This is a genomic window from Allorhodopirellula heiligendammensis, from assembly GCF_007860105.1.
GTDB lineage: Bacteria > Planctomycetota > Planctomycetia > Pirellulales > Pirellulaceae > Rhodopirellula > Rhodopirellula heiligendammensis.
In genome coordinates this window covers 2,616,325-2,642,176 of the sequence record NZ_SJPU01000002.1, presented here as the reverse complement: position 1 = coordinate 2,642,176, position 25,852 = coordinate 2,616,325, and the positions used below count along the sequence as shown (strand labels likewise).

20 protein-coding genes are annotated in these 25,852 nt (G+C 56.1%); 13 read left to right on the top strand and 7 right to left on the bottom strand.

The window, feature by feature from the left end:
• Positions 1-572: 572 nt before the first annotated feature.
• The gene (locus tag Poly21_RS20010; protein WP_302119726.1) at positions 573-2,330 is read left to right on the top strand and encodes an integron integrase; all 1,758 of its coding nucleotides are present in this window, start codon (positions 573-575) and stop codon (positions 2,328-2,330) included.
• A 443-nt stretch (positions 2,331-2,773) separates the two neighbouring features.
• Here the strand turns inward: Poly21_RS20010 and Poly21_RS20005 are convergent, their stop codons facing one another.
• Positions 2,774-3,124, bottom strand: coding sequence for a hypothetical protein (locus Poly21_RS20005; RefSeq protein WP_302119724.1), 351 nt, complete (start codon positions 3,122-3,124; stop codon positions 2,774-2,776).
• A gap of 77 nt (positions 3,125-3,201) precedes the next feature.
• Between Poly21_RS20005 and Poly21_RS20000 the strand changes: the two genes are divergently transcribed.
• The 3 genes from Poly21_RS20000 (at position 3,202) to Poly21_RS28335 (ending at position 4,847) form a co-directional block, all read left to right on the top strand.
• The gene (locus Poly21_RS20000; protein WP_146408582.1) at positions 3,202-3,807 is read left to right on the top strand and encodes a hypothetical protein; all 606 of its coding nucleotides are present in this window, start codon (positions 3,202-3,204) and stop codon (positions 3,805-3,807) included.
• A 71-nt stretch (positions 3,808-3,878) separates the two neighbouring features.
• Positions 3,879-4,637, top strand: a complete 759-nt coding sequence (locus tag Poly21_RS19995) for an alpha/beta hydrolase (RefSeq protein WP_302119721.1) — start codon at positions 3,879-3,881, stop codon at positions 4,635-4,637.
• 24 nt (positions 4,638-4,661) lie between these two features.
• Positions 4,662-4,847, top strand: a complete 186-nt coding sequence (locus Poly21_RS28335; protein WP_367302556.1) for a DUF2256 domain-containing protein — start codon at positions 4,662-4,664, stop codon at positions 4,845-4,847.
• Positions 4,848-5,624: 777 nt separating this feature from the next.
• Here Poly21_RS28335 and Poly21_RS19985 read toward each other — a convergent pair.
• On the bottom strand, positions 5,625-7,169 hold the full coding sequence (locus tag Poly21_RS19985; RefSeq protein ID WP_302119719.1) for an outer membrane protein assembly factor BamB family protein: 1,545 nt from the start codon (positions 7,167-7,169) through the stop codon (positions 5,625-5,627).
• 1,444 nt (positions 7,170-8,613) lie between these two features.
• Here Poly21_RS19985 and Poly21_RS19980 point away from each other — a divergent pair.
• The 5 genes from Poly21_RS19980 to Poly21_RS19960 are packed head-to-tail and all read left to right on the top strand — an operon-like array spanning position 8,614 to position 15,181.
• Complete coding sequence (locus tag Poly21_RS19980) at positions 8,614-9,834, top strand: DUF58 domain-containing protein (RefSeq protein WP_302119717.1); 1,221 nt, start codon at positions 8,614-8,616, stop codon at positions 9,832-9,834.
• Complete coding sequence (locus tag Poly21_RS19975; protein ID WP_146408579.1) at positions 9,815-12,130, top strand: transglutaminase-like domain-containing protein; 2,316 nt, start codon at positions 9,815-9,817, stop codon at positions 12,128-12,130. Before Poly21_RS19980 ends, Poly21_RS19975 begins: the two co-directional genes overlap by 20 nt.
• Positions 12,127-13,080 carry an AAA family ATPase gene (locus Poly21_RS19970; protein WP_146408578.1) on the top strand — a complete coding sequence of 318 codons (954 nt, stop codon included), beginning with the start codon at positions 12,127-12,129 and terminating at the stop codon, positions 13,078-13,080. Before Poly21_RS19975 ends, Poly21_RS19970 begins: the two co-directional genes overlap by 4 nt.
• Complete coding sequence (locus Poly21_RS19965; RefSeq protein ID WP_302119715.1) at positions 13,080-13,559, top strand: hypothetical protein; 480 nt, start codon at positions 13,080-13,082, stop codon at positions 13,557-13,559. The genes Poly21_RS19970 and Poly21_RS19965 overlap by 1 nt, the downstream gene beginning before the upstream one ends.
• Positions 13,556-15,181, top strand: coding sequence for a permease (locus tag Poly21_RS19960; protein WP_146408577.1), 1,626 nt, complete (start codon positions 13,556-13,558; stop codon positions 15,179-15,181). The genes Poly21_RS19965 and Poly21_RS19960 overlap by 4 nt, the downstream gene beginning before the upstream one ends.
• 200 nt (positions 15,182-15,381) lie before the next feature.
• Here the strand turns inward: Poly21_RS19960 and Poly21_RS19955 are convergent, their stop codons facing one another.
• Entirely contained in the window at positions 15,382-16,203 is an 822-nt protein-coding gene (locus tag Poly21_RS19955; RefSeq protein ID WP_146408576.1) for an alpha/beta fold hydrolase, read from the bottom strand.
• Between the two features lie 63 nt (positions 16,204-16,266).
• Positions 16,267-16,563: a Rho termination factor N-terminal domain-containing protein gene (locus tag Poly21_RS19950; protein WP_146408575.1), complete on the bottom strand. Its 297-nt coding sequence runs from the start codon at positions 16,561-16,563 to the stop codon at positions 16,267-16,269.
• 414 nt (positions 16,564-16,977) lie between these two features.
• Here Poly21_RS19950 and Poly21_RS19945 point away from each other — a divergent pair, with 414 nt between their 5' ends.
• The gene (locus tag Poly21_RS19945; protein ID WP_146408574.1) at positions 16,978-17,769 is read left to right on the top strand and encodes a DUF4142 domain-containing protein; all 792 of its coding nucleotides are present in this window, start codon (positions 16,978-16,980) and stop codon (positions 17,767-17,769) included.
• 230 nt (positions 17,770-17,999) lie between these two features.
• Here Poly21_RS19945 and Poly21_RS19940 read toward each other — a convergent pair whose 3' ends face one another.
• Together Poly21_RS19940 and Poly21_RS19935 are read right to left on the bottom strand one after the other, a co-directional pair.
• The gene (locus Poly21_RS19940) at positions 18,000-18,929 is read right to left on the bottom strand and encodes an alpha/beta hydrolase (protein ID WP_146408573.1); all 930 of its coding nucleotides are present in this window, start codon (positions 18,927-18,929) and stop codon (positions 18,000-18,002) included.
• Positions 18,930-19,136: 207 nt separating this feature from the next.
• The gene (locus Poly21_RS19935) at positions 19,137-20,576 is read right to left on the bottom strand and encodes an arylsulfatase (RefSeq protein ID WP_146408861.1); all 1,440 of its coding nucleotides are present in this window, start codon (positions 20,574-20,576) and stop codon (positions 19,137-19,139) included.
• Positions 20,577-21,026: 450 nt separating this feature from the next.
• Between Poly21_RS19935 and Poly21_RS19930 the strand changes: the two genes are divergently transcribed.
• From Poly21_RS19930 to arsA, 3 genes are all read left to right on the top strand, one after another.
• The gene (locus Poly21_RS19930) at positions 21,027-21,353 is read left to right on the top strand and encodes an ArsR/SmtB family transcription factor (RefSeq protein ID WP_146408572.1); all 327 of its coding nucleotides are present in this window, start codon (positions 21,027-21,029) and stop codon (positions 21,351-21,353) included.
• 67 nt (positions 21,354-21,420) lie between these two features.
• A complete protein-coding gene (arsB, locus tag Poly21_RS19925) occupies positions 21,421-22,629 on the top strand; it encodes an ACR3 family arsenite efflux transporter (protein WP_146408571.1) in 1,209 nt (402 codons plus the stop codon).
• Positions 22,630-22,721: 92 nt separating this feature from the next.
• On the top strand, positions 22,722-24,497 hold the full coding sequence (gene arsA, locus Poly21_RS19920) for an arsenical pump-driving ATPase (protein WP_146408570.1): 1,776 nt from the start codon (positions 22,722-22,724) through the stop codon (positions 24,495-24,497).
• Positions 24,498-24,745: 248 nt separating this feature from the next.
• Here the strand turns inward: arsA and Poly21_RS19915 are convergent, their stop codons facing one another.
• Positions 24,746-25,798: a bestrophin family protein gene (locus Poly21_RS19915; RefSeq protein ID WP_302119711.1), complete on the bottom strand. Its 1,053-nt coding sequence runs from the start codon at positions 25,796-25,798 to the stop codon at positions 24,746-24,748.
• Between the last annotated feature and the right edge of the window lie 54 nt (positions 25,799-25,852).

Here is a 25,852-nt window from a genome sequence, read left to right as displayed (position 1 = left end):
GGCAGTGTTGCCTCGTGCCCCGCAGGGCTGGCGCTGGTTGCCGCTGCTCGGGCGTCGGACGATGCCCCGCAGGGCACACTTGGCTTTGCATCCATACTCGGCTTCAGCACGGCTTCATCTCGTAACGAGGTAATTATCGCCGGTTGGCGAGGAAGGCACCCGGCGATAAGTAGCTTGTGGGGGTGTTATCGCCGGTTGGACCTTCGGTTCCCTCGGTGACACGGAAAGTGTTATCGCCGGTTCGAGGGAATGTTATCGCCGGTTGGCGTCTGTCGAGTATGAGGGGCCTGGATTCTTGGGTCAAGCAAAATTTTGCACAAATTTTGCCGCCAAAGCATTGACCTGTTTTGAGGACACGCGAAGAATCGGCTCGGTAACGCTGCGGCGATGCGGTACGGCGGGGAGGGAGGACTCCACTCCTGGGAAACGCCAACGGGTCGCATTGAAATGGCCGTGGAAGAGGGCGGCGGTCTTCGCTGGGAGGCTGCGGGAAACTGGGACGGAATCTGTTGCGTACGATCGACTTGGCGAGTTTCTCGTCGCCGAGTCGGGTGATTGCAAAGGACGATGTCATGGCTGGCTCTAGTCAGGCCGAAACGAGGTGGCCTCAAGACAATTGGCACGAGCAGCGTGATAAGTGGGCGAAGATTTGGTTCGAGAAGCTCAGTCGCTTCCATGGTCGCAAGCCCCAGGCGACCTGGGAATTCACAGCCGACGATGTGATCGCGTTCCTCCGCGACCGCCTGCGCCGCAAGACGCCCGCTTGGAAACGTCTCAAAATCATTCAGTCGCTGATTTGCTATCGCCGTTACGTCCAGGCCGCTCCGTTTGATGACCTGACGTTCATTCGGACGAAACTCGAAGATCTTGCACTCGCGGAGAAGGTCAAAGAAGAACGGCTCAGAGAGTCAGGTGACGTCACGGCCGAGGAGATCGAAGACGTTGTTGGTCATATTGATCCGAGTGAGCCGGACGTGATCCAGAACCTGCGTCGTGCCATACGGGGGCGGCAGGACACGCTCGAGACCGAACGAGCGTATGTGTCGAATGTGAAGGCGTTCATGCAAGATCGAGGGCTCAAGTGCCAAGCGGATTTTGCTGAGATGCACGCGACCGATGTGGAGGCCCATTTGACGGATCTCGCAGTGGATGGGAATGTTGCCCCATCGACTCAGAATCGAGCTTTCTACGCGCTCTTGTACGTGTTTCAACATGTGTTGAAACGCGAAATGGGCGAAGTGCAGGCGATTCGCTCGAGCAAGGGGAAACAGATTCCCACCGTACTGAGCGTGGATGAGATTGAGCAGATTTTCGCCCACCTAAACGGCGTTCATTTGTTGATCGCCAAGCTGCTCTATGGATGCGGGATGCGGATCAGTGAAGCGTTGCGGCTGCGAATGAAGGATTTCGACTTTGACCGGATGGTGATCGAAGTCCACGCCTCCAAGGGAGGNAAGAGTCGAATCGTGCCGATGCCAGCGAGCNTCGTNCCGGACATCCGGAAGTGGATGGAATCGCGTCGCGTGCTGCACGAGCACGATTTAGAACAGGGTCAAGCGTCGGTGTGCNTACCGAAGGCGTTGGAGCGGAAGTATCCCGCTGCTGCACGAGAATTGAAGTGGCAATATTTGTTCGCGTCCCACCGCCTGTCACGCGACCCACGNACNCGNGTNCTGCGACGACATCATTTGCACAAAGACACGTTCCCAGCGAACTTGCGAGCGGCGGTACAGAAGGCAGGGATCCACAAGCACATCAGCTCGCATGTTTTTCGTCATAGCTTTGCCACGCATCTGCTGCGTGAGGGAACCGATATCTGCACCATTCAGGAGTTGCTCGGTCACGCGGACATCAAGACGACGCGGATTTACTTGCACTCGCTCAACCGCGAGGACGTGAAGGTGGTCAGTCCGCTGGACCGGATGACGTCAAATCACGCTGCGATTGCCCCCAACCACGAAGCGGCTGACACGGGAGACTCGGCGCAGGCGGAATCGTGTGGCGGTGATGGAACAGTCGAAGGCTCGGAAGCGGAGTCAGCAAATCCCGAGCATGTCGCGGCTAGCGAGAACGTCGGAGTTGCTCGCAAGCTCACAGCGTTGGAGAGCGAACTGTCAGCACCCAAGGGCCACACGCTGAAGAGCCGCAACGCAAGTCCAAGCGACGCAGGTCCAAGCGACGCGACGACCAAACGCGTGAGTGATGCGAGACCAGCACCCGCAGCATCATTGGACGGGCCGCCGCGAACTCGGTTGAGGTGGTGGAGCCACGCAGCAAGGGCATTCCAGCGGGCCTCAGTCGTAGTGGGCGGCTTCCTGTCATTGAGCTGATCGGTCAGGTGGTTGCGCCATGTTGTTCGGGGAGAGTCGACGGGCAGCACGATAAGATGTGCAGCTACGCAAGCTCCTAAAAAGTGGGATGGGACTGGTGCACCTCACCTGCCATCCTCAGCTACCGAATCGGTCCGTCGCTGCTCCGTTTGGGGATAGCAATACGCGTCATAGGCGGCGGTGCCACTTCGGGAAGATCATGCTTCGATGCGGCCAAAGTATCGCCACTCGCTTCCTCTCTCCGCCGTCGGGCCAAATCCGCTCTCGATCGCCTGCTCGGTAACGCTCTCGCGGGTCGCTCCGACTTTCTAGATGGCGTGTCACCGTCACCAACCAACCAACCAACGGCAACTCAACCGGGCCGCGGCGATGGTCGAGCGAAGTCGTTCACTCGCCGACCGACATCATCCGGCTAGTTTTAAAATCCGGATTTTAAAACGGGCTCAGTTGTTCGACGGTTCGCAGTTGAATCGGTGACGAGACTTTGTCGCCCCATCGGTCTGCTGACAGATTCCTGAGCGACTCGCCGACAGACACCGACCACTGGCCCAGGACCGCAGGCGATCCATGGACTCAGACGCACTGACGGCGACAGGAACCACGTTCTGAGCCGCCAGCTTCAGTGGAAGATCCAACTGTGTCGACAGACGGCAGCAGGGCCTGATCTCTGCACGCGTCCAGTTCGTGTCATCGGAAATGCTCTGTGCGGCGGCGATTTCATAGAGATCCCGATAAATCCTGCAGATCGCGTCCTTCTCTTCACGAATGGGAAGAATAAGATCGGTGCATATCATTACCGCCAGATTTGATTCACTTTCTGGCGCGGTATGTTAAGCCTGAACGTTTGCCGTCCACAGTTCGAGGTACTCCAGTGCTGTTTCAAGTTTCCTTCGATTATCGTCCCTGCCCGTCAGAACCGGATGACTATCTGTGCCCCTTTACGGTCGACGTTCTGTGCTGGAACGCGGACACAGACGAACATGTGCTTGGAGGACGGATAAAAGGGTACGACCTCGATATCTTTCGTGTGTTGGGAATTGGCCGAGGCATTTGGGACGTATTCGATGCTCATTCAGGAGACTTGGAATATGTGGGGACAACCCTGCTCACAGACGATGGCGAGTTGCGGGAAGAACTGAGCGACGATTTCGTCTCGCGATTGATGCTGATTGATGACGTTTGCCTGCATCCAATACTCCATCGGTGCGAACGCTTTATTTTGGATCAAGTCTCGACCTTGTTTTCGGAGGCTTCGGTCCTTGTCCTGTGGAAGAGTCAAACACTTGTTTCGGAGAAAGATCTAGCTCAAATGGGCTTTCAGAAAATTGCTGACGCCGATGCGATTTTCTTCCGTCTGAACATGAACAAACAGGAATACGAGGCCAGTCAGGACAGAGCGATTGCTGAAGACATTGAATTACCACCTGATGCCGCAACGTACATCGAAGATCTCTGGCGGCAAAAGTTCTTGCATTGATGGTGGCAAACCGTTGTCTGAATAGCCCGACCAGTCACTGGGCTGACCCCAAGCGAAAAGGACATGCGAAAATGAAGAGCATACTGGACGATCCAGCGATCAGCGGTCGCTACTTGTTTCCACAGGATCGCAACGTTGATGACCCTTTCTGGGTAAAAGCCGATGGTGCGGAGTTGGCGTGCTATCACAGGATCGTCGACGCCGAGGCACTTACGGTGATTCACTTCCACGGCAACGGTGAAGCCGTTGCTGACTACGTGCCGTTCATGGCGGACGTGTTCACTGACTTGGGGCTGAACTCTCTTTTTGTCGAGTATCGAGAATACGGCGGATCGATCGGACACGCAGAACTCGTTGCGATGCTCGGCGATGGCGAAGCCGCAATGAACGCGGCTGGCGTTGTCGCAGAGAAAGCGATCGTGTTTGGACGTTCAATGGGGTCGCTCTATGCGATTGAATTGGCACATCGTCAGCCGGCTATTGCGGGTCTGATCATCGAAAGCGGCATCGCCGATCCTGCCGAGCGATTCCTGACTTCCGCTGATCTGAAATCGGCTGCATTCGCTGAGGCCGATGTTCGCTCCGAGGTCAAGCGATACTTCGATCACAAGAAGAAGATGTCAGGATACACGAACCCGCTGCTGACTCTTCACACCGAAAACGACGGCATGATCGACATCTCTCACGCCGAACGCAACCACAAGTGGGCAGGGTCACGCCAGAAGCAACTTGTTCGATTCCCTCGTGGGAACCACAACACGATCTTTGGTGCGAATGGAAAGGAATACTTGGCTGCGGTTAGCAGTTTCGCGAGGAGCGTCCGAGAATAGCCGTTGATGTTATAAAATCCGGATTTGAAAACTCAAGTTGCAGTCGCTGAGTTGTTGCAGGTAACCCGCCACGAGAGGTTTCGTCGTTCTGACTATTCGAAACAAGCCATATCCCAACAAAAACCCAACTTGCCAGAGAAGATTTGCGTTTCTTGCGGACGAGTGTTCCGATGGCGGAGAAAATGGGCGAAGGTTTGGGCCGAAGATTAGGTATTGCAGCGACAAGTACCGCCCTGGGTTTCCGGATCGGATACGCCGTGAGCGGCGGCGGTTAATACGCGGGCATGGGCTGGGAGCGATTGACACTTCTCCTAAATCACCAGACCTCGCACTTCGCTGCGGGAGTTTCCACCGACCGAACCAGCGTCATGATAGTTTGCCGGACGTGCTGTGGCAGGTTCTGCCAGCGGGTGAGCAGGAAAACAAGCTCGAGCTCGTTCGCTGCCATTGAGTATCCATGGGTGTCGCTCAGCATCTGCAAATATTCTGAGACAGGATTCTGTATGGTGGACACTTCCTGAAGCTGCTCCCACGAGAGTTGTTGGGGAACGTTACTTCCATTCGAAGCTGGCTTTGATGTGGCGGAAGTGCCTTCGCTGGGGCAACCGCTGGGGCAACGTAGATCGCCCGCGTCGATTTGCTCCGCAATTTGCGGGACATCCGAAGCGTCGCCATTGCTTTCACACGGCAGAGGTCACAGATTCGAGTTCTGTATCGCCCATTTTCAAACTAACGCTGCTGCGACGGGCGATGGTGGGGATGGGCTTGGTGGTTTGCCAGCGGCCGTGAGGAAGCAGGGGCGTTTCCCGTGGGTCGCTTGGTGGCGGACCGAAACGCCGTATGGGGCGTGTTTTGGGCACCGGAAACTTCTTGCCAGAACATGCGGGCGGCGGTTCGCTCGGGGGCGACAACGGTGGACGGTGCGTTTTAATTCACCGCGAGACGCAGTAACTTTCCAGCGGCTCGCGTTAGGAATTTGACGGTCTGTTAGTTGCCGATCGAGTACAGTCGCGTGCCGGTACGAACGATGATGTGTCCACCCGATGCGGCCACGCCGTAAACGATCGGGTCGCGAGACGTCGCGGCGGAATCCTTGCGACGCTCGGCGAAGCTCGCTGCCATGGCGTCGATTTCACTGGTGTCGAGTTTGCCGTCTCTGTTGGTATCAATTTGGGCGAGCATGGGGCGAATTCTCTCGGAGATTTCGTCGCCCTCCAGGATGCCGTCGCCGTTGGTATCTCCCGCCTTCATCTCCGCGGCCATGCCGCCACCTGGACGCTTCGATGAAGATGAATCGCCGCCATGTGCTCCGCTGCTGACGGTTTCGGTATATTTCTCAGGGATGGGGGGATTGTCTAAATTCCACAGCGAATTGCTGGCCAGGGCTGCGAACGTCGGCCCTGCCTCGACGATATGGCAGTTCCCATTTTTGCAGAAAAAGTACAAACGGTTGTCGCTGATGATGGGGGTCGCCCAGCAGTCGCCATCGAGACGTTTGCGGTAGGCGACTTCGCCGCTTTCCACGTTTAAGCAATGCAGCACATTGGCTTTGCTCAAGAAATATGCAAACCCGTCCACGACCACGGGGCTGGCATACTCGCAGATCGCCTTGTCCGCGCGCCACACGATTCTTGGTTTGCCGTCGCTGATTTGCGACAAGTCTAAACAGCAATTCGATTGCATCGAACCGTCTTTGGCGAACTCCGGCAACCTCGCACCCACGACGAGATAGTTGCCAGCAAGGGTCGGTGAAGGAACCGAATTTCCTTCAAGACCATCCATGGTCCACAGTGATTCACCGCTGACGGTGTCGTAGCCTGTCACGGTTCCGCCGCTGCTGAGGATGACTTGCGATTTTCCGTTCACGTTGGCGACGATGGGCGAAGACCACGAACTGGAGGATGGGCGATCGACGGTCCATGTCGTTTCGCCCGACGCTTTCTCGATCGCGTGCAAGAACGACGGGCCACCGTGCTCCAAGTTCAAGAACACATGCGTTTCATTTTGAGCTAAAGACGAGCCAACGCCGTGCGGGTTATCAAACTTTCCGCTCGCCTGGGATTCGTCTCTCGTCCACAGGTTTTCTCCTTGCAGATCGACGGCCACGAAGTCCCCCGTCTCGAAGAATGCGTAGACGCCACGTTCGTCGACCACAGGGGTGGGAGCGGCGCGGGCGTTCATGTAGTTGGACGGGTGTCCGTGCGTCGAGTCGTGCTGATAAGACCAACGCAGCTTTCCCGATTTCAGCACATGGCACTCGATCAGGCACGTCTCGCACATGGGACCGATGACGCTGGTCGTGAAAATTAAATCATCGTGAATGACGGGTGAAGATTGGCCGTATCCTTGGGTTTCAGTTTGCCAGGCAATGCCGCTGGTGGCGGACCACTGCGTGGGCAACGATCCGTTGGCCCGCGAGTTTCCGCCATTGCGAAAGGAAGTCCAATCGGCCGATCCGGAGGAAAAACCAGCCATGACGAAAAACAATGCCATCGAAGCTGTGGCTGCGTTACTAAATTTAAGTTGACTCATAGGGATGTTCAGTTTTTGATGAGGAGTAGGGCGGACCAATGGCGCCGCGAGAGTGTTTAAGTTCGTGTTGTTCCGTGCGAGGTTGCGAGCCTGACTGAATTCAGATCGCGCCGTTGGATCCGCTGGGTTCGGAACTGCGCGCAGCCTCAGTGGCACGAGACGCCATTCGCAACGCAAGTTTCATATTGCTCGTCATTAGCGTGAGAGCTACGCGAGCCGTGTTCGTTCAAGCGGTCACGGGTGGTCCGCGCGGGGCGGCGACGCACTGGGATCTCGCGAGGAGAGCTGGTTGCCGACGAGACGCCTGCGACATCTCGATCACTGGAACGCTGGGCAATGCATCAAGCTTCCACGTGGCGCCACAGGAGCTCGTCAGTGATTGGCAAATTGAGCAGGCGCCGTGGTCGTGATAAGGAATCGACCTTGTGACCTCCTGATGCGCTTTGCCGGAGTCGGCTGTTTCATCGTGATGATGATGGCAACCATGACCGCAATGATCTGCAATGGCAGCTTGGTCGTCGACCGCTTCGTCGGCGCAGCTAGGCGCGTGGCACGATGCAACGTGCAGCCACGCTGGGGCATGGCCAAGAGCGGCGACGCAACAGAGTGCGCCAAAGATGGATGGTCGATAACGAGGAGCCACGGACAAATGACACAACGAGGATGTGGTTTGAAAGTGGTCCGACCAAGGACATGCATGTACCCGATACGGTCTAGCCTCACGATGACTTCGTCAAGTGGCAGTTCAGGATTTTCGAACAGGTGCCAGTCTTTCGGGGCAAGTGCCCCGATCCTTTTGCACGAGTGAGAGTGCGTTTCATGCGGGGAGACTCAACTCTCAAGTTGCCCTTCTGGAGTTGAACCCTTTCGATTGACAAGCCGTAGGGCTCGAGTAACAATCAGGAGATTCCTTGGTCGGACCGTTGATTTTGCCTTCACCTAGTTGTGATGAGGCTTCTCTCGTTTTTTCAGCGTTGGATACCGGCCATTGTTTTCGTTCCGCACCTTCACGACGTACTTAGCTCTGGCGGTGTTGCTATTTAGCAACGTCGCCGGTTGGGTTCACGTTGGTTGTGCGTCGGTGAGCCATCAAGCAACCTCTGGCCAACCAAACGCTGGCTCTCAGTGCTGTTGTCATCATGGCCACTGCGATCGCGAGCCAGCGCCGACGGATCGGGAAACTCCGTCGGATGACGAGCATGACTCCAGTTCGTGCAGCATTTGCCAAAGCTTCTTCGCGTCTCGGAACGCCAGCGTTTCCGCCGGCGTGGCGATGGATTGGACGCCGCTGTTGGTGGCTCGATTGCCAATCACGTCGAGCAGCCGGCACGCGAAGCACTCCGTTCTAGGCGGACTTTCTGTTCGAGGCCCACCGAGCGCGTAATGCGTTTCTGTTGTGGAGTAGTCTCTCAAGTCCTTGTCTTGTACCGAAGGTGCGCTCACCATGGCCGTTGTCCATGCTGCGCCCGTGGATTCTAGTCGGTTGTCGCGAATAATGACGACAGACTTCTGTCCTTGGGCGAACCGTTTCGTTTATTGGCTTAAAGAACCTGTCGGCTGGTTTGCCTTGGCAACCGCCGTCAGTACCGCGATCGGGCTTTACTTCAGTCCTATCGGTTGGACGTTGGCCGCATCTCTTGCGGCAATTATGGTCACCGGGATGGCTTGGCCGTGGGTGGCGGTCCATGTGACACAGTGTGCGTTACGACCCGAAGCCGACGCGGTTTATGAGGATGTGCCGTGCCAGATGGTGTTGAGCGTTCGCAATCGTGTTCCGATACCCGTGTGGGGATTAGCAATCGAAGGGTATCTGGACCGCGAGCCGAATGGCGATGCGAGGCCAACCGTCGGTCTCGCATGTGTCCCACCTCTTTGCACGGCCGATTACAAAGTCAACGTGACACCATCGCTGCGTGGACATTATCCGGTCAGCGAACCGCAAGTTGCGTGTTCGTTTCCGTTCGGGATCTGGACGGCACGCCGGTCGCTAAAAGAAATTAAATCACTGACGGTCTGGCCCAAGCTGTTTCCAATTCATGGCGTGTTGCCGATCGTGGGTCATACCGTTGCTGAACAAGGCGATGGGAGTCGCGGCGGACGCAATGGTGATTTTGTGGGGGTGCGTGCGTTTCGTCGTGGTGATTCCTCCAAGCATGTCAATTGGATCGCGTCGGCGCGCTCGGATTCCTTGATCGTGACTGAACGAGGTGCCCCGCAATCGGTCGCGTTGGATGTTTTTATTGACACCAGCAGCTCCGGTACTCACGAATTTCTGGGGCGAGAGTCATTGGCTAGACGGATACGGGTCGCGGCGAGCGTGCTGTCGTCGTTGCATCAATCACGGATTGCAACACGAGTTCGGATTGGCGATCGCCGATTGGCGTACCAACATGATGTCCGTGGGCGACGTTACATGCTCGATGCGTTGGCAAGCGTTCCGCTCGATGGCGAACCGTGCGAGCTGAATCAACGAGTCTTATCGCGTGCCAGCGTGACAATCTCCGGCGCGTCATGCGGTTCGGTATTTGTCTGCATTGCCAACCCGCTGGGCGGACGACGAGCGGGTGGAGCGACTCGCGAGGTCGCGATCGGTCCCCATGCAGACTTAGCTGCTGCCATCGCGGTGCTGTGGAAGGAGGTGCGTGATGCCGACGTTGCAGCTTGAACGCAGGAAGACCGAAGCAATCGTGTTAGCGCTGGTTTCCATCACGGCGGTGGGATCGTTGCGGTTCTATTTCGAATCGCAAACGCTGTTCATCGCCGAGATGATTGTTATCGCCACGCTCTTCGTCGCTGCTGTCGTTACGACTTCGGGACATAAGACTTCGGGAGAGGGCTACTTTCGGATCGCCATCCCAATGACACCCGTTCTCTTTGCGTTCATTGCACGAGTGGCGGGTTCGCCGATCGCTTTCGAAATGACAGCGCTGACCACGCTTGGTGCCGGTTCGCTAACGATGGCGTTAGGAAAGACCCGGACGCGAGCGATGTCTCTGGTCGCGTCTGGTTTTTTGACCCTATTCGCGGTCGCGATTTCCGACAGCAGCTACTCTGTGCTATTGGCGATTGCTTGGATGGCCGTGTGCGTTTGGCACTTGGTCGCCAATCACTGGGAACGGCTGGAACTGTGCGCCGCTCATCAAGTGCGCCGCGGATCGGGTGTTCGTCCTATTTCCGTATTCGTGGCGATCGCTGTGTGCATGGCGACCGGGTTGGTTGTGCGAGGCCGCGTGGGTGAATCACAGCGGTTTGAGCTTGGTGTGATGCCGACCAGTGGTGGATCGCAGTGGTCTGACCCGGCGGCCCGTAGTGGTGTGGGGACAGGTGACGCAGCGATCGCGGCCAAGGATCACGCTGAGTCGTTCGGCGCGGTCGAGTCTGAACTGTTTCTCGAATCAACCGAGTCGACTCTGTTTGACATGTTTAGCGACTCCATCGGCGAGCCGAAGAAGAAGAACAAGTGGGAACGACGTCAAGGTTTAGCGGCGGATCGCGTTCCGGAGGCCCATCAGAAGACGGCTAGGAGTGACAAGGGCGGCAGTTCGTTTTCGACCGATCGAACGCGCCCCAAGAAGCACTTGCATTTCAACGATGCAGCGGAAAGTGCAGTGCTGCAATGGGCCGGTCCGACTGGGATTCGATTAGCGATGAATCGCTATGACGCGTTCGATGGGGTTGAGTGGACGAACGCAGCCGAACATCTCAATGAAACACTAAGCCGGCGCGAACATAACGGAGCAGCTTGGTACTGCGATCCGGCAATTGCGATTTCGCAAGAATCCACGCCCGAAGTCAATTTATTGAAAGTGCTACGTTTGGATTCGACGCGGCTTCCGGTACCGATGATGACGTCAGCACTGCACATCAAAGATGTCGATCGACCGGACTTCTTTGCAATCGCTACGGACGGTTCGTTCTTCATGCCGGGCCGCGACAAGGTCCCTCCATTGACAGTCGTGAATGTGGCGTCGATCAAAGTGATGGAAGATGAATTGTGGGAGGGACTGACGATTCATTCCGCGTCGGAGAGCATCGAGCGAACCGCGGCGAGAACGAGTGTTGAACATAAGCGAGCCGTCCCTGACGCGCGGGCATTTGGCTCTTCCGCACATGAGAGGAGGGGGCCGAATCCATCAATACTCGTAGAGGATCTAGCTAGGCAGTGGACTGTCGATCTCAATCACCCATATGAAAAACTGCAGTCGATCGTCTCGCACTTGCGCTCTGAGTTTGAATTTGACCGCAGTGTTGAATCCGCCACTGAAGATTCCGTCGCGGAGTTCTTGCGGATCCAGCGCGGTGGCGATCATTTGTTCGCAACGGTCGCAACCTTGATGGCTCGCGAGATTGGGCTGCAGTCGCGGTTGGTTACCGGATTCTACGTGCGTCCCTCAGCGATCGATGCCGCCGCGAGGCATGTGAACATCTCGCCGCAGGATGTTCACGTTTGGGCTGAAGTTCAACTAGACGACGGTCGCTGGTTCGAGATTGAACCGACGCCTGGATACAGGGAACCGGATTACCTCCCTTCGGCGTGGTTGGTGGCAAAACAGCTTGCGGCGGCGAAGTGGCCGCATGCGATCGGCATGATCGTGCTGGCAGGATGGCTGTTTTTCACTCGGTTGATTTGGATCGAACTCGGCCTGAGCCTGCTGTATCAGATTGGTTCGATCGTTTTGCCCCATCGCCGGACAGCCCTTGTGATGGGCGTGTTGCAAACGCGAGCGAAGTTTGCCGGTTGCCCTCGAAACATTGGCCGACCGCAGCGTGATTGGTTGCTCGAGATCACCGCCATGAACGCCCCGTTACACGAAACCGCCACTCGCTTTTGCGACGCCGCCGACCGGGCCGCATTTGCGGGCACCGGAAACACGCGGCAAGATCACAACTTCTCTAAAGAGCTACTGATGAACTTAAAGATTCGATTACTTCGACAACTCGCCACGGGAACCTCCGCATGACGGTGCTTGAAAGAACCAATCATCACGCAGCGTTCAGCGAAACGCTCGATGGTCTGCGGCGTCAGCTCAACGGCGTGCTGTTGGGCAAGCGAGATGCGATTGAGTTAGTGATCGCGTGCTTGCTCTCGCATGGGCACCTACTGCTGGACGATCTGCCTGGGACGGGCAAGACGACGCTCGCCAAGGCGATTGCGGCGTGTGTGGGTGGGAAGCTCGCACGGGTGCAATGTACGCCTGATTTGCTGCCATCGGACGTGACCGGGTTTAATTTGTTCAACCAGAAAACGCGTGAGTTTGAATTCCATGCCGGCCCCGTTTTCTCGGACGTCCTGTTAGCGGACGAACTCAATCGGACGACGCCGCGCACCCAAAGTGCGCTGCTCGAGGCGATGGCGGAACGGCAGGTGACGATCGACGCGGTGCCGTATGTTTTGCCGCAAACGTTTTTTGTGATTGCGACGCAGAACCCAATCGACTCGCACGGGGCATATCCCCTACCGGAAGCGCAGTTGGACCGTTTCATGATTAAGCTAAAAATCGGCTATCCCGATCGGGCGTCTCAGATGGGTATTCTGGAAGCGGCAGCGAGTGCCGATTCCGCAAGGGAATCTATTTCAAGTGTGCTGTCGCTTAGTGAACTCGCAGACATTCAAGAAGCCGTGCGAACGATCACGGTGCATTCGCGAGTGCGTGAATATTTGGTTGAGTTGGTCGAAGCGACACATGGGGACGCAGCGATACAGTTGGGTGTCAGTCCGCGAGGCATGTTGCTTTGGCAACGCATCGCTCAAGCGTGGGCGATGTTGCAAGGTCGCGACTTTGTCACGCCGAGTGATGTCGCGTACGTCGCCCACCCGGTGTTGTCAGTTCGTTTGTTGACAACAACGGACGACGTTGACGGAGTGATCAATCGATTGTTGGAAACCGTTGCCGCCCCGGAGTACCGGTAATGAAATTTTCGAATCTGGCCATTTGGCGATCAAGCAAACAGGTGGCCGCGGCGATTGCCTGGACTTCGACGACACTCGCGTTGATTTTCGTTGTGGGATGCACACCAGACACAGCGTCCAAGACATCGCTGTTTGAACACGATCACGAGGTTGCGGAACATTGGCCCGATGACTTGGCTGATGTGGCGGTGAAGCTGCGCGAGCGAATTGGTGGAAACGTTTCGAGTGAGCGAACACGGCTTGAGGTCAAAGAGTTGGTCAGTTGGACGGCAGAGGTTGCCGCCGACACCAATCTAGCCGAAGCGGATTGGTTGCCGCTCTATCACGCCAGTGAATCGCTGGCGGCAAACCTGCGTGCGGCCCACGGCGAGTTGACAGACGAGAATTGCGAGCAAATCGAATCGCTTTGCGAGCTCGTAGATCAAGCCGTCGGGAAAACCCCAGAACGACTTCCTAACGTCATGAAAGGTCAACCGTGAATCAATCCATTTCGATGATGCTGGTAGGCGGATTGATTCGCGTCATGCAAGGGTTCGCGCAAGCGGCGCCGACATTGCTGGTCGGGTTGTTGATCGCGTCGATCTTCCGCTATTACCTCGGCACCCAAGGCACGCGTCGCTTGTTTGGTGGCAATCGTTGGCGATCACTTCCCCAGTCCTGGCTGATCGGCATGCTGCTGCCGGTTTGCTCGATTGGTGTATTGCCGATTTTGTTTGAGATGCGCCGGGCGAAAGTCAAACCCGGCGCGATGTCCGCGTTCGCCTTGTCGGCTCCTTTATTCAACCCATTGTCGCTGTTATATGGTTTGACGCTCAGTCGTCCGTTAGTCATTATTCTGTTCGCACTCGGATCGCTGATCGTCGTGACTGCGTTGGGTGCGCTATGGGATACTGCGTGGCGTCGGTTTCCACCTCGCATGGAAGGCCATAGGGGCGACGATGTGCTGGACGGCCATTCAGAAGCGGATCCTTCGACGGATCATCTGATTGGACTGCGGCGCGTTTTTGCCACGATCGTACACTTTGCACGCGAGACGACGGGGGTCACGATACTGCTCACGTTGGTGGCGTTGTCGGGACTGGCTGTTCTGGCTGCCGTGTTGCCCTACGGCGCGATGCAGAACGCTGTCGAGCAGGATGATTGGTGGGCACCGTTGAAGATGTTGTTCGTTGCGGTTCCAGTTTATGCCACGCCGATGTTGGCCATGAGTCAATTGGGAATGATGTTCCAACACGCCAATTCACCGGGGGCTTCGTTCACGTTGTTGACACTCGGCGCAGGCATGAACCTTGCCACGCCGTTATGGTTCGCACGTTACTACGGTTGGAAAACCGCGTCGACGTGGATGGCATCGTTGTTGGTGATCGTGCTCGGGTTGTCCTATGCGATCAACAAACCGCTTGTTCCGCCCGGAGTCGAGCCCGCCGGCCACACGCACGCTTTTGACATCTACGCCAACCCTCTGTCCACTCATCAACCGATTAACTTCGAGACGATTGGCGATCTGGTTGCCAAAGAGACCGACATCAGTATGATCGCATCGTTGATCGTATTAGCGATTGTCGCTGTGCTAGGATTGGTACTTCGCGTGTTGAAGGTCGACGAAGCGTCCTTGGTCGCCGGCGCCCAGCCGGGTTCGTTTGCTTCATCGATGCAAACCGAGGACGCGCTCCCGCGACGCGGCCTCGATGTTATCGTGCCGCCAGGTGTGATCGGAGCGGCCGCATTGGCCGGGTTGGTTGCGCTGAGCATCGTTGCGTGCTACGCCTACTATCCGTCGCCCCGAGAATGTTTGGAAGAGATCAGCATTGCTCGCGCAGAATGCTTAACGGCGGCCAACAGTGGCCAGACCGAACACGCGTTGTATTGGTTGCCGGTTTGGGAAGATTGGAGCCGACGTTTAGAGGTTGGTACGTTTTTGCGCACCGGCGTAGTGCGTCCGTACCAACGCATGCAAGGTTATTTGATCCGTAAAAAGTTGGAGTTGCTCGAGCACGAACTCGAGCATGATCCTCCCGAACCGGAGGAAACACAGCAGGTTGTGAGAGACATTCTCGGGACGAATGCGCGCTGGGTCGAGTCATTTCGGCAGACCCGCTGACGATGAGATTCCACCCCGCACTCGATACTCGGGTTCCTATCCAGCGATGAGAGGTGTCGTCTTGAGAGCGACGGGCAGGTGTGAGACGGTATCAAGACAGACGTGCGCTGGCTCGTTCTGAATTTCAAGAGGCCGATCGCCCTGTCGCGTTTTACTAACAGTCATCTCTATCGCTGAGCCCAGGTCGGCGAGAGCGGCACTCAACTGCGGAGAAATTCAATGAGATCGTTGGTGAGCTGTTCCCTGTGGGTGGCGAAGAGCCCGTGTGGCGCGTCTTCGTATTCCTTGAGCGTGGAAGACTGAATCGCTTTCGCCGCGGGGCGACCGCTGGCGTCGATGGGGACTGTCGCATCGGCGGTTCCATGGATGATCAGAGTGGGGACGGTCACGGCATCCAATTCGGGGCGGAAGTCGGTCGTCGCGAACGAATTGGCGCAGGCGAGTGTGGCTTTCAAACTGGCCTGCATCGCGACGCTGCGAGTCCACTGCAAATACTCGTCGCTGACGGGATGAGACAACCCACCAACTCCGAAAAAGTCTCTGAAGAAGCCAGCAAAGAAATGGGGGCGATCGGCGAGCATCGACTGGGTCATTTCATTGAAAATCGATTGATCGACGCCGTGAGGGTTGTCGTCCGTCTTGAGCATGTAGGGCACCACCGACGAGATTAAGCCACACTGTTTGACGTGTCGCCCTGCGTGCCGGGACATGTACCGGACGACTTCGCCTCCACCCATTGAGAAACCGATGATCGACGCGTCTTGCAGGTCCATTGCCGTCATCACATCGCTTAGGTCGTCCGATAGCGAATCATAATCATATTCTCCGAACGGTTGATCGGATCGACCGAAGCCGCGACGGTCGTACGCGATCACGCGAAAGCCGGCGTCGGCGATCTGGACCGCATGATCATCCCAACTGTCGGCCGATAAAGGCCAGCCGTGGATCAGCACTACCGGACGGCCGCCGCCCCAATTCTTAACATACAAATCGTGTCCATCGCGTGTTGGTATCATCGTCATCGGGTTACTCTTGTTCGCAGGGTGAGGTTGGTGACGTAACGTGGCTGCTCAGTCGATACGGTGCTATCGAGCGTTTTGGATCGCTTGGATCAGCTCGGCTTTCTTCATTTTACTACGTCCAGCGATGTTCAGCTCTGCCGCTCGATTGCGTAGTTCATCGACCGTGCGATCGTCCAGGGAAGTGTTCGGGTTGCCGGTGCCTTGCGTTTTTTTATTGGGTGTACGCCCGTCCTCACGTCGGTGCTTATTCACTGTCCGGGCTGCAACTTCTTCAGCGGCATCTTCCGATTTGCCACGCTCAAGTTCACTCTCTTTGACGTGTTCGTATTGTCGCTGGTCTTTATCGGTCCACGCGGGCATGATGATTTCCTTGGAAGATGAAGCCCTTATCACATCGAAGGGAGTTGTGGTGCGGATGCAGTAGGGTCTCTATCAATTTCAGAAAGGGAGGAGCCAGCGGTTTGGCTGGCACTGCATCGAGGTCGGATTTCTGAAGCGACTTCCATACCAAAACTATCGCAACATGTCGGCCTCGTGGAGCGAGCGCGTGAACGAGCTCCTCGAGCACTGCTTTGTTCATGGAACTACTTTGTTCATGGAACTACTTTGGCGGTGCGTGTGTTTTGCGTGAGCATGAAACTCAAAGGCACGAGATTCAACAATTCTTCATATCAGGATTGTGAGCTTGGAACGCGACATGCTGCAAAAGTTCCCACGTTGCAACGCGGTTGTTGCGACACCCATTTCATTTTCCGAGACCATGGAGAAACACAGATGTCGAAAATTCGTTTCACGATTGCCACACTCGCGGTCACCTCGTTTTGTGGACTTGCGGATGCTCAAACCACGCAAGTACTGCCCGCTCAAACCTCCCCGCCTCCTGTCCAGCCGGTCGCTCCTGCTCAGCAGCCACTCCCTCAACAGAACGGATCGATTGTCGATCAAGCTGACCGCTACGAATCCCGTCGTGTCGTGACGGATAGCAAGCAGCAGGGGCCCACGGTCAAAGAGGCAATCCTGCAGAAGCTGCAAAAAGCAAATGAGGCCGAGATCGAGCTGGCCAAATTAGCAATTCAGAAGTCCGATAATGAAGATGTCAAGAAGCTTGCGCAAACAATCGTGCAAGATCACGAGGCCTGCAATGAGAAGTTGCAAAAGATGACTGGCCATGACAAAAACAGCGGTCAAGGTCAGCACGCTCAACAGGATCGCACAACCAGCAACCAACAGGCTGGTCGATTGTCGACCAGCGATCAGTCGCCCACCGTGCCAAAGGAACTGTGCCGAATCGCTGAGCAAGCTTGTGAGAATTCGTTAAAAATGACGAAGGACATGCTCAGCAAGTACAAGGGACAGGATTTTAATATGGCGTTTCTCGGTCAACAGTGCGTCGCGCATACGATGATGCTGGCCGAGCTGAAGGCGATCGAAAGCAGCGGCCCGCAAGAGTTGCAGCAGATGGCTCAAGAAGCCAGCCAAAAGGTTGAGCAGCACCTCGAAAAGTCGAAGCAGCTCGCTAAGAAGCTGGAGGACGATCGCAAAAACAAGAACAGTGATCGTTCGTAGGCGCCGAATGACACAGCTCTTAATCGAAACGTCGCAACCGGATTGGCTGCGACGTTTTTTTGTTAATTAAAGTTACCGAGGACGCAGCATTAAGCGAGGTGTAGCGGATGTTCAAGATGTGGGCGGATGGGTCCGCCGGCAGCGTCGCGTCCCAGCCGGAATCGCTCATCTCAGACCGTCACCGCGAGGACGCCAACATCCAGCCATCCAAGCAGCGAAGGGCACGTGGACTATGGGCTGACTTGCCGCAATGCGTATTCGGAGGTGATGCGCTGAATCTCGGGCACGCTCGGAGTCGGTGCTCCTCCCGCTTTTCTCCAGTTGTGGCCTGCATTCTTGACGATCATCATTTCCACATTGGCGCCAATGCGGTTGGCTTTCTCCTTCAAGTGAATCGCGTGTGCCAGGGGGATTGTCGCATCAGTATCGCCTTGTAGGAGGAGCATCGGAGGACTGTCTTTCTGAATCCAGTAATACGGACTCATTTCTTCGAAAGCCTTTGGGTTGGTTTGGTAGCCGCCATCATCGCCGGTGATTCTGTTTCCAAATCGATCAGGCTTTCTGTCAGATAGACCGGTTTCGAACAGAGTGACGTCAGTAAAATCCGAGGGGCCGTACCACGATATTCCCGCGCAGGGTCGAATGGTGGTCGCGGCAAGATTCGGATCGCCGGCAAAGTCTTCTGGCGCAGCATACGCCAGCATCTGCGCGAGCTGGCCGCCCGCGGAATCGCCAAAGACGACCACTCGGCTAGGATCAATTGCGTACCGCTCGGCGTGCCCCTTCAAAAAACGGAGCCCGTCCATCACATCCGTGACACAGTCACGCATCCGAACACCCTGCCCTTTTCGGCACAGTCGGTAGCTGACCGACACGCAGACGAATCCGTGCTCTGCCAATTGTCGAAAGACGGGGAGCACGAGCGCGCTTCCGAATTTCTCTTTATTCCCCGCAGCCCATCCACCACCATGGACGTAGTAGATGACAGGTGATTTGTCGGATCTTCGTTCCTCAGGTAGGTAGATGTCCATCAGCAGTGGACGACCAGCGACTTGCTTGTACGGAACATCGCGAAAAGTCTGTCCGTCCCACTTGGGTGTTTGGGCGGTGCACGTATGTACGCAAACTAAGGCTAGCGTCAAAGTTAAGAATTGTTTCATTGGTTAATCTCTTGATGAATTCCTAGGCAGGGAAACCACATCAACAGCGCCGCCGTTGCCTGGCAGAAGTTGAGCGAGGTGAACGATTTTTACGTAGCGTTGGCGGGATAAGTGGTTTGAGACCATTGTTCTCGGCTTGCAGACGAAAGGTTCGGGACGGGACATTGGTCCCATTCCACGTTCAATATAGGCGATCAATCAACGCAATTAAATTTCGTCGGGCGCCCATTCAGGAATGCCGCTTGTTGCAAGTTGCTTGTGATAGCGAATCGCGAGAGGCTGATTCTCGGGAGCCACTCTTTGAAGGCCTTCATTCACCATCAACGGACTGACCGAAGCCCACCAACGGTCAAACGACTGTCGCAATTTCGTGACGACTTCTGGATGCGATTCTGAGACATCGATTGTCTCACCGGGGTCGGAGGGGATGTCGAAGAGTTGCAAATTGTTGACAAAACGCCATCGATCCGTTCGGACAGCCGTCTTAGTGAATTTGAACTCCTGCATCTTGCCATCAGGCCAGCGACCACAATGAATGAATAATTCGCGATCCGGCCATTCTGCTTTGGGGTCTTGCAGCAAAGGCAGCAGTGAGCGACCATCCAAGGCTTGCATGTTGGCCGGCAGTCGTACTCCTGCGAGGTCGCAAAATGTCTTGTAGAGATCGACGTGTGCCGTGAGGGCGTCGATGTCGATATCCTCTCCGAGTCGCCCCTGCCAGTACCAGAAGGCGGGGACGTGGGATCCGCCCTCGTTGGGTGAATTCTTGCCGCCTTTCAGATTGGCGTTGAAGTGTTTCACCCTCTTGCCGTGCAGTTGGCCGTTTAAATGAGTGGCACCATTGTCGGTCATGAAAATCACAAGGGTGTTCTCGGACGCGTTCCATTGATCGAGTTTTTCTATCAGCAACCCAAAATTGTCGTCAATGTTTTCGATCATCCCGTAGCGACCCGCGGTTCCCTGGTCATAGCCGAGATCCAGAAACCGCTGCGTATACTCCTTGGGAGCGACCAGTGGTGCGTGGGGAGCGTTCAAGGAGATGTAGGCAAAGTATGGATTGCCCAATGCGTGCTGTTTTTTGATCCATGCCAAGCCGGACTGGAAAAAAAGATCCGTGCAAAATCCCTTGGTCTGGACGATGGTGTCGTTGTGTAGCAGCACGTTGTCAAAGTAGAGGTTCTCGTCATTGGGGGGGAAATCACCGAGCGAGACTTGACCGATTCCCCCGGCGCCATGGATGAGGACTTCATCGAAGCCGCGGCTGCCGGGCAGATAGGCCTCTTCATCACCAAGGTGCCATTTACCGAAGATACCTGTCTTGTAGCCAGCGTTCTGGAGAGCTTGCGGCATTGTGAAGGTGTCCAACGCCATTCGTTCGCGTTGAAGAATCGTATGCGTCACTCCGTTCTTGAAAGGCGCACGGCCACTCATGATTGCCGAGCGGGTCGGTGCGCAGGTGGGGCTGACGTGGAAGTCGGTGAAACGTGTCGATCTCGCGTAAAAGCGATCGAGATGCGGAGTCTTCACGACTTCATTGCCCATGCAGGACAGATCACCCATCCCTTGGTCATCGGTCATCACCAAGATAATATTTGGGCGGCTGCCTTGGAGTGTTGCGGCATTTGCGAAGCCTGTGAAGGCGAGCATGGGAAATAGACCCGTAAGAATCAGAATGCATGATTTCACTGTTGCGGTTCCTTTACTTTCTGGTGTGGGGATTTCGAGCAGCGGTTTCTCTGGGGTGCGCGGGCGCATCGATTGTTGATCGCCAGGGGTTCCTGCTGGTGGGGAGCAGCCCTCCTCGGGACGCGCCTATTGACGCATCGTGTTGCTGGACACTGCCCTGTCGCGATTTCGGACCGGCTCGATCGGCTTTTCAGTTCTCAGACGCGGGCTAGCTGCACGTACTTTAGCAAGACTCGCCTGGGCGGGAGCAGGAATGAAGCGTCTTTTTCAGACGCTTCAGGGGAGCCCATCGCCACGGTCCGCGGGTATCGGTCGGTGCTAGAAACCTCAGGGATTGCTGGAATTTTGTTGGTGGAAGGTTGCCCGGGGTGCCGATATCGTATATCGTGAATGAACGATAAAGGAAGTTCAATGGCGAAACCATCTACTAAGAAATCCTGTGATTCGACGCCGGTGAAGCTGCATGCTGATCCGACCGCTGAGGTATTTGCGAAACTGGCTTGGGCGATTGCTCATCCGGCGCGCGTGCAGATTGTGCGATTATTAATCGGTCGTGAAGCCTGCGTTTGCGGGGAAATTGTTGATTGTCTACCGTTGGCGCAGTCGACGGTTTCCCAGCACCTCAAGATTCTGAAAGAGTCTGGATTAATCCAGGGGGAAGTCGACGGGCCGAAGGTCTGTTACTGCATCAACCCAACCAAACTTGAAGAACTCAAGTCGCTCGTCGCGGGATTGTGACGAGTTTTTTTAAGTCGAACCAGCGTTCATCGACGATGGACGATGCGAATAGAAAAGGAATTGGAAAGTGACTCAACGACAAACTTGCCCGGTAGACGGAAAGGGCATTGGATTCTTTGAGCGGTACCTCACCGTGTGGGTAGGGATCTGCATCGTCGCGGGGATTGCACTAGGCAAAGTTGCTCCCGGAGTCGCCAAGTCGCTCGACGGGATGGCGATCTATGTCAATGATGCCCCGGTGATCTCGATCCCGATTGCGATCTGCCTATTTTTCATGATGTACCCGATCATGGTCAAAATTGACTTCAGTGAGGTCGTGAAGGCGGGCAAGTCAGTGCGGCCAGTGGGTTTAACCCTGTTCATCAATTGGGCGATCAAGCCATTCACCATGTATGCGATCGCTAGTTTCTTTCTGGGGACAGTCTTTCTCGGGTTCATTGGCCCGGATGCAGTCGACTATGTGAAGGCTCCGCTGGGTAGCGATCTCGAGGTGGGAACGACCTACGGTTCTGGCGAGGTGGTGTTAGTTGAAGGCGTCAAGATGCTGCAGGTTCCACTGTGGCGGAGTTACCTCGCCGGTTGTATCTTGCTCGGCATCGCTCCTTGCACGGCGATGGTCTTGGTGTGGGGATCGTTGGCAAAGGGCAACGATGGACACACGCTCGTGATGGTCGCCGTCAATTCACTGACGATGTTGGTCCTCTACGGGGTGCTTGGCGGGTTCCTGCTCGGAGTCGGCCAACTGCCCGTTCCGTGGCAAGCGTTGCTGCTATCGATCGGTGTATACGTCGCACTGCCATTGGTAGCTGGCTATCTATCGCGCCGATGGCTGATTGCGGCTAAGGGCGAAGCGTGGTTTCGCGATAAGTTTCTGCATTTTCTGACGCCGGTGACGATTACAGCATTGCTGGCGACGTTAGTGCTATTGTTTTCCTTCAAAGGGGAAACCATCGTCAGCAACCCGCTCACCATCTTATGGATTGCGATCCCTTTGACGATTCAAACTCTCGTGATTTTTGCACTGGGCTATGGGGCCAGTAAAGCGGTGGGATTCAGCTACGAAACGGCGGCACCGACAGCGATGATTGGTGCGTCGAATCACTTTGAAGTGGCAATCGCGACGGCGACGATGTTGTATGGTTTGTCGTCGGGGGCGGCGCTTGCAACTGTGGTCGGCGTCTTGATTGAAGTTCCGTTAATGCTGGGGTTGGTGAGGTTTTGCCTCAAGACGCAGGGTTGGTTTCCTGCTCAACCTGCGGACAGGCCTAGCGGGTGAATGGATTTAGTTTATGTCAAGCGTTCTGTGGGACCCGCTGTCCGGAACGTGTAGTGCTCGTCGACTGAGTTTTTCTTACAAGGAGAATCGAAATGCAATTTCTCAATCACCCTACTCGCAATTTGTTTTTTACGGGTAAAGGCGGTGTGGGTAAAACGTCCATGGCGTGCGCGAGTGCGGTTCAGTTGGCCGATCGGGGATTGCGTGTATTGCTCGTTTCGACCGATCCAGCGTCCAATCTCGACGAAGTGTTGGGCACGGAGTTAGCTAGTGAGCCGACGCCGGTGGGGTCGGTGCCAAACCTTTTTGCGATGAATCTTGACCCCGAGGCGGCAGCTAGTGAATATCGCGAGCGGATGGTTGGCCCGTATCGAGGCGTGTTGCCTGACGCAGCGGTTGCGAGCATGGAAGAGCAGTTTTCGGGTTCGTGTACGCTTGAGATTGCCGCATTCGACGAGTTCGCAAAACTGTTGGGTGATCGTGAGGCGACATCGCAGTTCGATCACGTTGTTTTTGATACAGCGCCGACGGGTCATACCTTGCGTTTGTTGACGTTGCCATCGGCATGGTCGGGATACATTGATAACAATACGACTGGCACATCGTGTTTGGGGCCGCTCGCTGGCCTACAGTCGCAGACATTGATCTACAAGCAAACCGTCGAGGCGTTGGCCGATGGTGCCTGCACGACGTTAGTCCTGGTCACGCGCCCCGAACCGTCGGCGTTTCGCGAAGCGTCTCGGACCAGCAGTGAGCTGCAGGAGTTAGGCGTCCGCAATCAGCACATGATCGTCAACGGTGTATTCACAAGCCAGACGCCCACCGACGAGATCGCCGTGGCGATGCAGCGTCGTGGTGATGAAGCGATTGCCGCCATGCCCGGGGTGCTCGCTACGCTCAACCGCTCGACCGTTCCCCTGGCGAGCGGTGGCGTGATGGGCGTCGAGGCTTTGCGTCGGGTTGGCCAATCAGACACAGAACAGCCCACTTCTACCCTCCCGGCGCCCGTTCTCTCAAACTCTCCCGATGGCCTCGGCTCATTGATCGACGAGCTCGCCACAGTAGGTCACGGGGTGATTCTGGCGATGGGCAAGGGCGGGGTCGGCAAGACGACCGTTGCCGCCGCCGTGGCGGTGGCGTTAGCGGAGCGCGGTTTGGAAGTGCATCTTTCGACGACGGACCCGGCTGCACACGTGTCGGCGACGATCGCCGCAGATGAACTCGCGGGCTTGACTGTCGGGCGCATTGATCCTGCTCAAGAGACCGCGGACTATACTGCCGAGGTGCTGCAGACGGCTGGGAAAGATTTGGATGCAGAGGGAAAGGCGTTGCTCGAGGAAGACCTGCGTTCGCCGTGTACTGAGGAGATCGCGGTGTTTCGCGCGTTTGCGAAAGCCGTTTCCGAGGGGGCCGACCGATTTGTTGTATTGGATACCGCACCGACCGGCCACACGATTTTGTTGCTCGACTCGGCATTGGCTTACCACCGCGAAGTGACGCGGCAATCCAGCCAAATGCCGGAGTCTGTGGAGCAATTGTTGCCCCGTTTACGCGACCCAGATTTCACTCGCGTTCTCGTCGTGACCTTACCCGAAGCGACTCCGGTTCATGAAGCGGCACGACTGCAGCAGGACCTGAGACGAGCGGAAATCGAACCGTTCGCATGGGTTATTAATCAAAGTCTGGTACCGCTGAGCGTAACCGACCCTGCATTGCGTCAGCGTCAGCACAACGAGTTGCCGTACATTGACGAAGTTCGATCGACCTTGGCAAATCGTGTGGCCCTGGTGCCGTGGCAAAGCGAGCCGCCAACAGGTTTGTCGGGTTTGCGTCGCATCGTTGCTGCGGATTCGTCGGTGACAGGTTAACTCATTAAAATGGGATCCAAGGTGAGCATCCTGACCCAGAAGTATCTTCTATTTCGTAGCACCAATCAGTCGTCTATCGCTAGCTCACGGTTATCGAGAGCCGCACGGTGGCATCTTGCTGCTGAACTGGTTTTATCCGTTGCCAGGTAAGTGTACCGCTCGGTTGCGACGAAATGATATGCACTTCTGGCTTGCCTCTGCGAAACCCACGATCAACCCGGATGGATCGTTAAAGGAAGGATGGATCATCAAGAAATGTCCGCGCCAATGTTGTCATCAGTCGCGTGCGTCGACGCGTCCGGTGGCAACTCGACGTCGGCTGCCGTCGGGGCGGCGTAGTCGTGCAGGGCATCGTCATGCAACAGTTCCAGCAGATTCTGCTCGATCGTGATACAGATGTTGTCCAGCGGCAAGAAGTCGACTCGCCGCGTATCAAAAGGGTTCTGCAGCTCCATGCCGATTCGATCAAGAGACAGCAGCATGAATGCGATCACCATAATGAATAATGGAATCAACCATACGCTCCGCCCGACTTCCGTGCCAAAAATCGCTGGCAGCGTGCCATGAAAATCGTCCAGGAGCGAGAACGGTAAGCTGGCCAACAAAATGAAGATGAATTGGCGAACTTGGATGGCGCTGGAACGTGCCAGTGGCGTTTTCAGGATCCGTTCGCAACCGCCTAGATAGTCAATCAGCAGGCAACGTTGTTTTTCCGCAGAGTAGAACGCGAGCGCGTCCATGCCGCTGCCGCGTCCCTCGGCGAGCAGTGAGGCGATCTGGCGCGACACGGCATCGGGCAGGTGGCTATTGGTCAGCAGAGCCTCTATCTGCTGCTCGGTCAGCAGCCGCGATAATTCAGGGACCTGGCGCTCGCCACGCAGGGAACGCCGGGTGACGTGTGGAAACGAAGCGATCCATTTGATGAATTGGACCCTCCAGTGATGGTCGGGCGGGCCGTACGCCAGTCCGGCGATGGCGAGGTTGCGCGACTCATTGACGATGCCCCCCCATAGTTTGCGGGCTTCCCACCAGCGGTCGTACCCGGCATTGAGACGCAGCACCAACAGCAACCCCAACACTGCTCCCGCCACTTCAAATGGTCCGCCGGGGACGGCCAAGCTGACGTCAAAACGTATCATCGCGAATTCGCTGAGGTACACGATGCCCGTTGCCAAGAGTCCGAACCCCACCACGTCAAGCATGACCCGCGGCGCCACCGTTCCTTGGAGAACAAAGGTCCCCAGCCAGTAGGAGTAGGAGAGCGGTTTCGACGACGCCGGGATGGGGTCAGTTTTTTTCAAAGTTTTGAAGTTCCAGGTGGCGCACATCGAGTGCGGTAGTGGTGGTTGGATCGA